At 60.7% G+C, this 10,619-nt stretch carries 12 protein-coding genes; 8 read left to right on the top strand and 4 right to left on the bottom strand.

Translation table 11 applies throughout. The features are described 5' to 3' along the window. From RMO15_RS16185 to RMO15_RS16175, 3 genes are all read right to left on the bottom strand, one after another. The coding region (locus RMO15_RS16185) for a hypothetical protein (protein WP_309714481.1) at positions 1-541 on the bottom strand (541 nt) is incomplete at its 3' end. Then, positions 529-1,746 (bottom strand): capsule assembly Wzi family protein, encoded by a 1,218-nt coding sequence (locus RMO15_RS16180; RefSeq protein WP_309714480.1) that lies wholly within the window; start codon positions 1,744-1,746, stop codon positions 529-531. The genes RMO15_RS16185 and RMO15_RS16180, both read right to left, overlap by 13 nt. Further along, on the bottom strand, positions 1,743-3,641 hold the full coding sequence (locus RMO15_RS16175) for a nucleoside-diphosphate sugar epimerase/dehydratase (RefSeq protein ID WP_309714479.1): 1,899 nt from the start codon (positions 3,639-3,641) through the stop codon (positions 1,743-1,745). Before RMO15_RS16175 ends, RMO15_RS16180 begins: the two co-directional genes overlap by 4 nt. Positions 3,642-3,766: 125 nt before the next feature. On the opposite strand from RMO15_RS16175, the gene RMO15_RS16170 reads away from it, so the two are divergent. From RMO15_RS16170 to RMO15_RS16160, 3 genes are all read left to right on the top strand, one after another. Further along, positions 3,767-4,414, top strand: a complete 648-nt coding sequence (locus RMO15_RS16170) for a hypothetical protein (protein ID WP_309714478.1) — start codon at positions 3,767-3,769, stop codon at positions 4,412-4,414. Positions 4,415-4,644: 230 nt separating this feature from the next. After that, entirely contained in the window at positions 4,645-5,256 is a 612-nt protein-coding gene (locus RMO15_RS16165) for a hypothetical protein (RefSeq protein WP_309714477.1), read from the top strand. Between the two features lie 60 nt (positions 5,257-5,316). Next, positions 5,317-5,691: a thioredoxin domain-containing protein gene (locus RMO15_RS16160; RefSeq protein WP_309714476.1), complete on the top strand. Its 375-nt coding sequence runs from the start codon at positions 5,317-5,319 to the stop codon at positions 5,689-5,691. Here the strand turns inward: RMO15_RS16160 and RMO15_RS16155 are convergent. Next, entirely contained in the window at positions 5,598-6,425 is an 828-nt protein-coding gene (locus tag RMO15_RS16155; RefSeq protein ID WP_309714475.1) for a heme-dependent oxidative N-demethylase subunit alpha family protein, read from the bottom strand. The genes RMO15_RS16160 and RMO15_RS16155 overlap by 94 nt on opposite strands. 124 nt (positions 6,426-6,549) lie before the next feature. Between RMO15_RS16155 and RMO15_RS16150 the strand changes: the two genes are divergently transcribed. The 5 genes from RMO15_RS16150 to RMO15_RS16130 form a co-directional block, all read left to right on the top strand. Beyond that, positions 6,550-7,146 carry a CHRD domain-containing protein gene (locus RMO15_RS16150; RefSeq protein WP_309714474.1) on the top strand — a complete coding sequence of 199 codons (597 nt, stop codon included), beginning with the start codon at positions 6,550-6,552 and terminating at the stop codon, positions 7,144-7,146. A 318-nt stretch (positions 7,147-7,464) separates the two neighbouring features. After that, positions 7,465-8,694, top strand: a complete 1,230-nt coding sequence (locus RMO15_RS16145; protein WP_309714473.1) for a competence/damage-inducible protein A — start codon at positions 7,465-7,467, stop codon at positions 8,692-8,694. A 9-nt stretch (positions 8,695-8,703) separates the two neighbouring features. Continuing rightward, positions 8,704-9,279 (top strand): Uma2 family endonuclease, encoded by a 576-nt coding sequence (locus tag RMO15_RS16140; protein ID WP_309714472.1) that lies wholly within the window; start codon positions 8,704-8,706, stop codon positions 9,277-9,279. 165 nt (positions 9,280-9,444) lie between these two features. After that, positions 9,445-10,008 (top strand): RNA 2',3'-cyclic phosphodiesterase, encoded by a 564-nt coding sequence (gene thpR / locus RMO15_RS16135; protein ID WP_309714471.1) that lies wholly within the window; start codon positions 9,445-9,447, stop codon positions 10,006-10,008. 102 nt (positions 10,009-10,110) lie between these two features. Then, on the top strand, positions 10,111-10,619 hold a 509-nt coding region (locus RMO15_RS16130), incomplete at its 3' end, for an ATPase domain-containing protein (protein ID WP_309714470.1).

Raw genomic sequence — 10,619 nt, 5'->3', positions numbered from 1 at the left:
CACGGGCGCAGCAGGCCATCCGCGCCCGTGGGGCGAGCGCCTCGGGCAGGAGTTGGGAGTTGGGGAAGCGAAGGATGGCAACGCTGCCTCCCATCGCACGCAGCCGATCCGTTGCGGGGGCCATGAGCTGCATCATCTGTGCGGCAGTAAAGGCGTTCGAGGCATCAAAGCCCATCATCACCAGCCCTACAGGGCCGTTTTGTTTTGTACTTGTCGGCCCCCAGAGCGGCGTGCCGTCTGAGAGAGTGCGATCTGGCGGCTCAAAGACGGTGAGCGTGTCTTCGCTTTGGGTGAGAGCGAGTAGCTCCGCATCGCCTGAGGCAAGCCTTGCTTTCCAGCTTCCCTCAAACGCAAAGCCTAGCTCGACTCTTGCCTCGCCCCGTGCATTGGTGCGCACGCATCTCTGAATCCGCTCGTAGCAGGGGACTTGCGAGCCATCGAAGTGGCACCGCCAGCCGGAAAGCTGAAGCGTGACGCGCAGGGGGCAGTCGCGCAGAGGCCGCCCCGCCCGATCCCGGACGGTGAGGGTTACGGCATCCATCCGAGAGTGAGGCGCAGGCTATCGCGCTCTAAGCGAGCCGTGGCGTAGGCTTGTGGGGTGAGTGTTGTCGCGGCAAAGAGCGTGACACGATTGAGGTTTGTCGGGCCGGGCTGGCTGGTGTCGCGGCGACGGCGCTGCTCCGCCTCAACAGCCAGTGAGAGCTTTGCGTTGACTTTATAGTCCGTGCGAGCAAAGAGAACATGGGCATTGGGGCCAGCTGCATGACCGAGTGGGGAGTCGCCGCGCTGCCAGGCATCGGCCTTGATATCGCTTCTGTAGGTGCGCCGGTTCGTGTCCATTACCTCAGCACGCCACGAGAGCGGCCCGCGCGAGGCGGCGGCTCCGAGTAGCAGTCCAGAGCGCTGCGGGGTTGACTCGACACCGCCTAAAAACGAGGGCGCTTTGATGTCGTCTAGGAGATATTCGCCGTAGAAGCGGGTGCCGTTTTTGGGGGTGTAGGAGACACTGAGATCGGCCATGTAGTTAAGCCAGTGGGAGTTGCGGTAGGCCGTGGAGCGCGGCAGGCCAAGCCAGCGCCCGGTGCCTCCGACAGTCCAGTCATGCTCGTAGACATACCAGGGAAGGACGGCAGCAAGACCGGGGTCGGGGAGCCGGAGGGCTTTGATTGCTTCACCTGCGGAAATCTGCCAGGGGCCTTCGCTCTGGAGGGTGAGGCGGCGACCTGCCAAGTGGCGACGTGTCCCACTAGACGACTCCATGGGGGCTGTGGGGTCATTAGGCTCGAAGAACTGGCCATAGAACTGCTCAAACGTGAGCTTGCCGAAGTTTTTCGTGACACTGACGCGATCCAGCGGTGCGGTGGCATCGGAGAAGAGCATCCCGCCCGTCCAGCCCGGCCCCCAACGCAGAGAGCGTCGTCCTGCGGCAAAGCTCCAGCCCTGCCAGTCTGTGCTTACCTCGGCAGCGGTGATGCCGTCTTTGGTGGCCTGCACCTGCCAGCCCGCTCCGGAAGCGAAAGCACGGGGAGCGTTCCCTAAGGCCACAAACTCGGTTTTGACCGGAAGCTTTGCCAGCAGAGGCGCAAGCTCACGGCGGGTAAAAAGGCGGTCGGAGCGCAGAAAGTCCACGGGTTGCCAGCCGGGGAGCAGGCCACGCCGGGCTGCATCCGCGAGGCGGGCATAGATGGGATCACCGGGGGCGATGATCTCATCGCGTGGGCCGGGAGGCAGGGCGTTATCGGTCACACGCGCACCGTGCCGCTGGCAAAGATCGGCTCCCCGCCTGCCACCTCTCCGCGTGCCACTTTCAGGATCTCATCACGCAGGCGATCGCGCTCGCCCTCGCAGGCCAGCCGGATTAAGCGGTCCACGGCGCTGAGTAGCAGAGGCGGCGCAGCATCGCTCTCGCTCACGCAGATCTTGGTGTGCGCGGTCGGGCGGCGGGCCTCACTGGCGTAGTGCAGCTCCTCGTTGATCTTCTCGCCGGGGCGCACCCCCGTAAACTCGATCTTGATGTCCACATCGGGGCGCAGGCCGGAGAGGCGGATAAGATCGCGTGCTAGGTCGAGAATCCGTACGGGCTCGCCCATGTCCAGTAAGAACGTCTCGCCGTGCTTGCCCATGGCACCCGCTTGCAAGATCAGCTGCACCGCCTCGGGGATAGTCATGAAGTAGCGAGTCATGTTGGGATCGGTGACGGTCACCGGGCCGCCCCGTGCGATCTGCTTTTGCATCGTGGGTACCACGGAGCCTCGCGAGCCCAGAACATTGCCAAAGCGCACGATGGCAAACTCGGTGCTGTGGTGCTGGTGTGCAAGGCTGGAGACGATCTGCTCGCCGATGCGCTTTGTCGCGCCCATCACACTCTCGGGGTTGACGGCTTTATCCGTGGAGACATAGACCAGCTTGCGCACCCCACACGCGGCGGCGACCTCGGCGACATTGCGGGTGCCCAGCACGTTGTTCTTAATGGCCTCACTCGGGCTGGTCTCCATTAGCGGCACGTGCTTGTGGGCCGCTGCATGAAAGACCACGGTTGGGCGCTCGGCCAGAAATACTTCCTCTAGGCGATCCCGGTCTTTGACATCAGCGATAATCGCGGTAGGCGCGATGCCAAAGTCGCGGATCAGCTCCTGTTCGATCTCAAAGATGGAGTTCTCCCCGCGCCCGAGCAGCAGCAAGCGCGCCGGATTCAGCCCGGCGATCTGGCGGCAGAGCTCGCTTCCAATGCTGCCCCCTGCGCCGGTTACTAGAACGCGCTGCCCACTCAGATAGCCCGCGATCTCCGCCATGTCCGTCTGAACCGGCTCTCGGCGCAGGAGATCCTCGATCTTGATGGCGCGAATAGAGGTCAGCGAGGAGATTCCTGTGGCGCTACTGCCCTCAATCAGGTCGGTGAGACCTGGCACCAGGCACAGTCGTGCCGGGACAGCTTCACATCGGGCGACAATATCCCGTATCGTCTTGCCTGCCGCACGGGGAATGGCAATCAGGATCAGCTCTACCCCGACTTTTTGTGCCAGCGCGGCAATATCCTGCGTGGTGCCCAGCACGGGCAGGCCATGAATACGAGTTCCGCGCCGCCTCGGCTCATCGTCCACGAAGCCAATAGGGATAATGCCATCGGCGGGGCGGCGTAGCAAGTCGCGCGCCACGGCCTCACCGGCATCGCCTGCTCCCACGATCAGAGCACGCTGACGGGTACGCAGTGGCGCTTCCAATGTTTTGTCCGACCAGAGTCGGTAGCTGATCCGAACCCCCGAGAGCAGGCAGATGGTCACGATCCAGTCTATGACCTGCATGGTCCAGGAGTAAGTTGGCGGCGCTCCGTAGCCCATCACCACGAGAAAACCATAGAAAAGCAAGGTTGAGAGCGTCGTCGCCCCTGCCACGGTCTTGAGATCGTGCACCGACATGTAGCGCCAGCGGATACGGTAGAGCCGAAAGAGCCCAAAAGCGCTGACCCGCAGGCCAATCAGAATGGGCAGGGTGAGCAGAAGCGTATGCAGATGCGGATCGCTGAGGTGCAAGACCGGCGGGCCGTACTTGAGAACAAACGAGGCAAAGTTAGCCGCTATGACCAGAGCGGCATCAATGAGCACTTGTCCGACGATACGTCGGCTAATAGGAGGGAGGTGCATACGATATCTTGGGGGAGTCCTCGGGGGAGCCAAGGGCATTCTACCATGCATAGAGTGCTTGCGATTTCGCTTGGTTTCGGATTTTCGTCACAACTTTTTCAACAGAAGCGTTGTCTAAAGCCATCATGAAACGAAGCACTATGACACTCGGAGTGTCCCTACTCACTCTTCTGACTTTCCTTTCTTCGGAAGCTGGGGCGCAAGAGGGCAGCAAGAAAGAGAAAAAGAAAAAAGAAAAAGAGGGAATTGATCTCATACTCCCTAAGATGCAGCAGCTCACGATTCAGGGGCTCTACGGCGAGAACAAGCTGGTTCGCACCGCAGGTAGTCCCGCTCTTGGGCTTACCTATTCCAACTATGATTTAACGCATCTTAACGTCGGAGAAGATCTTGACTTTACCAACAAAGACGAAAGCCCACCTGAGCGTCTGCACCTGCCCAACGGCGGCTGGTTTGTGGATCTTCTCTCGGGAGATCGTGCGGGGGCGCGTGTCAATAGCTTCGGTCTGGGCATGTCTGTGCGCATGACCTCCACTTCCCTCAAGGGCAAGGGGACTTCGCGAGATCGTTTCTTCTACGGCATGGGACTTGGTCTCTACGCCACCCGCGTCGAGGCCGCTCGAAGTAGCACGGGCATTGGGCTGGGCTCTCGGTTTTTTGTGGGGAAAGACTTCTCGGATGGCACGCTGATCGAGGCAGGCTACAGCTACCGACCCGGCACGCAAGGCGTCCACCCCAGCGGCCTGACCATTGGACTCGGGCGACGATTTTAATCCCCCCGATTAGAACGAGGGGACGAGAGAGCTAAAGCTACGAAGGCCGCTTCGGGCCATATTCGAGATTCGGTATGGGCGGCACGCCCTTTGTAGCCAAAGGCTCTCCAGCCCTGCCGTTCTAATCGGCAGGGTGACGATTTTAGCGACTCGTGCAGGAATGAACTAAAGCTTTGCCGAATCGTCTACTGAATTAAAATCAAACACAACTGTTTGGGAGGTTTTCAATCGTGATTCGTTCTATTACCCGTGTTGCTTTAAGTGGCGTTGCCCTTGCGCTGATGCTCAGCGGAGCCCAGGCTAAGCCCCCGTTCGCCGAAAAAGAAGGCAAGAAGTGTAACTACTGCCATGCACCCGCACCGCCCAAGCTGGGCTACCGTGCGCTCTACTACAAGATGCACAACCTGACTTTTGAAGGCTTCGATGATGCCGCCGAGGCTAAGAAGGCGGGCGTGGATGTTGGCCCCGACCCGGAGCCCAAGCCCAAGAGCTGGACCGCACCAAAGACTACGGAAGCGCCGAAGCCCGATGCTCCTAAGGCTCCTGAAGCCCCCAAAGGCCCCAGTGTTGCTTCTCTCAAGGCCAAGTCCGACGCTGCTTCCGCTGCGCTTGCCAAGAAGCCCAAGGATGCAAAGCTGAAGCTTGCCGCAGCTCAGGCAATGGCGGAGCTTGGACACGGTCAGATGCTGGATCAGGCGGTGCCACCGCGCCAGCGCTACCCGCAGGCTCTGGCGACCCTCCGCAAGGCCAAGGCGCTGGATCCCAAGAACAAGCTGGCGCTTGAGGACATCAAGGCCATTGAGGATGCCTACACCAGCATGGGAATGCCCATCCCTAAGTAGTCTGTTTCCCTCACCCCCTGCCCCCTCGCCCGATAACGGGAGAGGGGGTATTTTATTGCTATGGACGAAACGGGATTTATTGCGCACTGGCCTGGCGGTGCGGAGGCGACCAACTGCGATGCGTTCGACGAGGACGTGTTGGAGTCGCCCTTGCCAGTGCTGGTGGAGTTTTGGGCGGCGCGGTGCAGCGCCTGCCTGCGCTTGGCTCCGCAGCTAGAGGCGCTGGCGCAGGAGCGACAGGGCAGGCTGCGAGTTTTTACGCTCAACGTGGACGAAGAGCTGCCCGCTGCGGTGCGCTACGAGGTGCTGGCGATCCCGGCGCTCTTATTGTTTGCGGACGGTCAAGAAGTTACCCGCTGGGTCGGAAGTGTGGACATGGCCGCGGTCCGAAGCCAGCTCACTACTCTCTCCCAGTCGTCGGCGAGCCCTTTGTAGGCACGAGCCTCCGGGGACATGCTCTCAAGCGCGATCCGGAGCGGCTCCCTAGGGACGGTGCTAGCCGGGTAGAGGTGCAGGCGGATCAGAAAGATCGCGGCGTTGAGCTCCGGGAGTGGGATCAGAATCTGGCGCTCGGTGCGAAACCAGAGGTTCTCACCGTCGAAGGGCGTCTTCCCGTGGCGTGGGTGGCAGTCGAGGCGGTCATCGAAGGCGAGCCCCCAGGTGAAGCGCACAAACGGGCCACGATTGACCATGATGTCTACCAGCGAGCTTGCGGCGGCGCGGCTTCTCTCCGTACCTGGCACCGGCGCGTGGGTGGTGGCGTAGTTCTGCCCAATCTTCTCCTCGGGTGCCCAGTGGCTCGGGGTGCTGATGTGCATTGCCGCGTTCCAGTCGCCGCGCTCGGGGCTGCGCCGGACAATCGCGATGTCCTCACAGACACTCTGGCAGAAGTGGTTGAAGTCCGTCGCCACAAACGCTCGCTCCGGCCACTCAGTGGCAAGGCGTGCACTCAGCGCAGCCACCACGGGCGCTTCGATCTCAGCAAAGCTATCCGTAAGCGCAACACGCCCTTGCTTATTGGCTAAGAACTGCGGCGTGTGTTCGTCGAACTGAAACGCGACCTCATCGAGCCGCCCGTTGCCATAGTCGGTGCCGAGGGGCTTGAGATCAGGCGTGGTGGAATAGCGGCCCTTGTCAGGTGGAAAGTAGCGTGGCTGTGGCAGAAACATAGCTCTACTTTACCCGCTCGCAAAACAACAGGGGCATTTCCAACTTTTTGCCTTTGTCAAACGATAGACCACTGGGGAGGGCTTTTGCTTGCCTCTCTCGCTACGACAAAAAGGAAAATAATCCGTGAAAACTCTCTTTAAGGCTCTCGTTCTCACTGCCACACTCGCACTCGTCACTATCCCGGCTCAGGCGGCGATCAAGGTCTACACCGCTGTACTGAACGGGGCTTCCGAAGCACCCCCCGTTGTCTCTGCGGGTACTGGTTTTACCATCGTGACCGTGGATGATGTGCTCAATACGATGCGTGTTCAAGTGACTTTTACCGGGCTTACTGGAACCACGACCGTCGCGCACATCCACGCGCCCACTGCTGTTGCCTTCACAGGTACGGTGGGAGTTGCCAGTTACCCTGGGACTTTCCCTGGTTTCCCTGCGGGGGTTACCAGTGGTACCTACGATAGTGGCGCTATCGATATGAGTCTCACAAGCTCCTTCACACCAGCCTTTTTGACACTCGGCGGTGGGACAGCTCCTGGTGCCTTCGTTCTCCTACAATCCTCCTTTGCAGGAGGGCGGGCGTACCTGAATGTCCATTCCACTTTTGCGCCTGGTGGAGAGATTCGGGGCTTTCTGGTGGCTGCCCCAGAACCGACTCCCTTTGTCCTGATGGGCCTAGGAGGCGTTGCAGGTCTCGCCCTGCGCCGCCGCCGCCGCGCTTAAGCCTCTTCATAGCCCATCCCCTTGAACCCACCCGGCCTCCGTTCGTTCCTCACTTCGTCCACCCTCCCTTGATTCAAGGGAGGGTGCCGAGGGACGAGGCGGGTGGGTTCGATTCCCCGGATGGTAAACCTCCGGGCTATGGGTAGGGCAAGCCGCTGCGTCGGTGTCTACGATCAACCCTACGGCCCCCCCCCGAATCCCAAACGCCGCATCCATTTACCGACGAGGAACGAGGAGGCGGCCGAAGGCCCCATAGCCGGATGATTTCCATCCTGGCTTGCCGCGTTCCGTGTAGGCCAGTCCGGGTATCATCTCCCTATGACAGCAGAGATTATTTCCTTCGGTACCGAGCTTCTCCTCGGGCAGATCGTGGACACCGACGCGGCGTATCTGGCGCAGAAGCTCTCCCAATGCGGGGTGAGCGTCTACAACCGGGCGACGGTGGGGGATAACCTGGAGCGTGCGACGGCGGCACTGACACTGGCGCTCTCACGGTCGGATATCGTGTTTTGTATCGGAGGGCTGGGGCCGACGGGCGACGACCTGACGCGCATGGTGATCGCGGCGGCGCTGGATGCCCCGCTGGTGCGCGACCCGGTGCTCGTGGCGCTTTTGACTGCGTGGTTTGAGAAGCGTGGCTACACCACCAGCGATGCCATCTTCTTACAGGCCGATGTCCCCACCGGCGGCGTGCCCATCCCCAACGCCAACGGCACCGCGCCGGGGCTGTGGGTGGAGAAAGATGGCAAGACCGTGGTCGCGCTACCCGGCCCGCCCAATGAGTTCGTCCCGATGGTGGACACCGAGATTCTCCCCCGAATCGGCGGGTCGAGTGGGAGCGTGATTCGCTCGCGGACGCTACGCATCGTTGGCATGGGCGAGTCGGTCGCCGAGGAGAAGACCGCCGACCTCATGGCCGCCGCGAACCCGAGTGTCGCGCCCTACGCCAAGCCCGCCGAGGTGCATTTAAGGGTGACCGCAAAGGCCGCGAGTGCAGAAGAGGCCGAGGCGCTGATCGCGCCGGTCGCCAACGAGATCAAGACGCGGCTGGGGAGCGTGATCTACGGTGAGGACGACCAGACATTAGAGGAAGTAGTGGTGCGACTGCTGGAGGCGCAGGGCAAGACGGTCGCCACCGCCGAGAGCTGCACGGGCGGCTGGCTGGCGCAGCGCATTACCGCGATCTCCGGCTCATCGAGCGTCTTTCACACTGGCGTCGTCACCTACGCCAACGAGAGCAAGATGGGGCTTCTTGGTATCCCCCGCGCCCTGATCGGGGCATTGGGTGCGGTCTCGCCGGAGGTGGCCAAAGCGATGGCCGAGCGCGTGCGTGACCTCGGGCAGGCCGACTTTGGCATCGGTGTCACCGGGATCGCCGGGCCGGGGGGCGGCAGCGACGAGAAACCCGTCGGCTTGGTCTACATCGCGGTTGCGGGGCCAGAGGGCACCGAGCTCACCAAGAACATCTTCCCCGGCCAGCGCGCCGACGTACGCTGGCGCGCCACCCAGACCGCGCTGGACATGCTCCGCAAGCAACTGATCGGATAAAATAGCCGTATGAATGTCACTTTAGAAAAATTCATCCGGGAGTCACGTCCGCTAATTCGTTGGAGCGTCGAGGACTACGAGCGCGTCGTCGCGCTGGGTGGCTTTCCTCCTGACAAGCGTTTAGAACTCATTGAAGAAGAGTTAGTCGAAATTATGCCCCAGAAACCTGCCCATCGTCTGGCCGTAAGCCTGATCCTGCCCATTGCAATGCGCTGGAGCGGTGAGGGCTATCATATTCTTTGCCAGTTGCCTTTGCGCCTGAGCAACAGCGTTCCTGAGCCAGACATTGCCATCGTCTTCGGCCAGCCACGTGACTATACTGACTCCCACCCGACCACGGCGGCTCTTGTGATCGAGGTCTCCGACACCACACTGGAGTACGACCAGACCGTCAAAGCCCCGATCTATGCGGCGGCAGGGATCGAGGATTACTGGATCATCAATCTCAATGAACGCACGGTCGAAATCCGCCGTCAGCCCGGCCCCAGCGGCTATCGAAGCCTGCAAACCTACACTGAGACAGACACGATCTCCCCGCTCTTCAGCACCACTGCCAGCATCCTCGTCGCCGATCTGCTGCCCTAACAACACAGTCCCTCTTTCCGCGAGCTTGCGAGCATCGGGGGAAGAGGGAAGCCGTCTCAGCGGCAGGGAGATGGCCCGAAAATTCTTTTTATTTTCTTTTCCGCTTTGCCCTATTTCCCGTGAGTTTGTAGAAAGATAGGGTATAGTATAGAACATTAGTTTGCCATGCGATTATTTCTTGCCATTGAACTCGAACCAGAACTTGCGGATGCGCTGAGCGCACTCCAGCGGCGCGTACAGGAGCGTGCGCCGGACGCCAAAGTGCGCTGGGTCGAGCCGGAGAACTTCCACCTTACCGTCCAGTTTCTGGGTGAGGTTGCAGAGTCGTCCTTGCCTGGCGTAATCGAGGCTTGCGATTTTCTCGTGCCACCCCGCGCTGATTTCCGGATTCAGGTTGCCGGTGCGAGTTACTTCCCAAAGAAGGGGCCACTCAAGACCCTCTGGGCCGGTATCAGTGAGGGCTCCGAGGAGTGGAAACTGCTGGTGGAGGCTGTGGAGCCGTGGATGGAGCCGCTGGGAGCGCCCAAGCACGGGGGGCTCGTGCCGCATATCACGCTAGGGCGAGTAAAAGAAGAGAGTGAGTCGCTCCGGGCCGCCATGCAGGCCGAGGCACTCACGGACTGCGGCGTGCAGTGGGCGCAACGCTTGACCCTCATTGAGAGTTTTTTGGGGCCGGAAGGGGCGACGTACGACACGCGTGGCACCTGGAGCTTCAAGCCAAATTTCTGATAAATAAAAAAATCTAACGGATTTTATCAGAATCGCGGTCTTTGGACCGTTTTAACCGTAGAAAGCCCCCGCGGATAGCGGGGCGACGGTAAGGAGTTTGTGATGGATAAGGAAAAGGCGCTCGATATTGCCCTCGCGCAGATCGAGAAACAGTTTGGTAAAGGCGCAATTAGTCGGCTTGGGGAAAAGACCATCGAGCCCATTGAGTCCATTCCCACCGGAGCACTCGCTCTGGATCTGGCATTGGGAGTTGGTGGAATTCCCAAGGGACGTATCATCGAGATCTACGGTGCTGAGTCGTCGGGTAAGACCACTGTGGCGGCGCACATCGTTGCCGAGGCCCAGAAGCAGGGCGGAATCTGCGCCTATGTGGATGTTGAGCACGCGGTGGATCCGATCTACTTCAAGGCATTAGGGATCAACTTGGATACCCTGTTGATCTCCCAACCCGGCACAGGCGAAGAGGCACTTGAGATTGTAGATGCGCTGATTCGCTCCAATGCCATCGCGCTGGTGGTTCTTGACTCTGTTGCCGCGCTCGTGCCTAAAGCCGAAATAGAGGGCGACATGGGCGATAGCCACGTCGGTATCCAGGCCCGCTTGATGAGCCA

It is taken from the genome of Armatimonas sp. (assembly GCF_031410135.1).
Lineage (GTDB): Bacteria > Armatimonadota > Armatimonadia > Armatimonadales > Armatimonadaceae > Armatimonas.
The sequence above is the reverse complement of the archived record's forward strand: the minus strand, read 5'-3'. Positions and strand labels throughout refer to the sequence as shown.

Bases quoted from the DNA above. Each gene is read 5' to 3' on its own strand.
- RMO15_RS16140 (WP_309714472.1), top strand. From the start codon at position 8,704: ATGAATGTCACTTTAGAAAAATTCATCCGGGAGTCACGTCCGCTAATT.
- thpR (WP_309714471.1), top strand. From the start codon at position 9,445: ATGCGATTATTTCTTGCCATTGAACTCGAACCAGAACTTGCGGATGCG.
- RMO15_RS16145 (WP_309714473.1), top strand. From the start codon at position 7,465: ATGACAGCAGAGATTATTTCCTTCGGTACCGAGCTTCTCCTCGGGCAG.
- RMO15_RS16160 (WP_309714476.1), top strand. From the start codon at position 5,317: ATGGACGAAACGGGATTTATTGCGCACTGGCCTGGCGGTGCGGAGGCG.
- RMO15_RS16155 (WP_309714475.1), bottom strand. From the start codon at position 6,425: ATGTTTCTGCCACAGCCACGCTACTTTCCACCTGACAAGGGCCGCTAT.
- RMO15_RS16170 (WP_309714478.1), top strand. From the start codon at position 3,767: ATGAAACGAAGCACTATGACACTCGGAGTGTCCCTACTCACTCTTCTG.
- RMO15_RS16175 (WP_309714479.1), bottom strand. From the start codon at position 3,641: ATGCACCTCCCTCCTATTAGCCGACGTATCGTCGGACAAGTGCTCATT.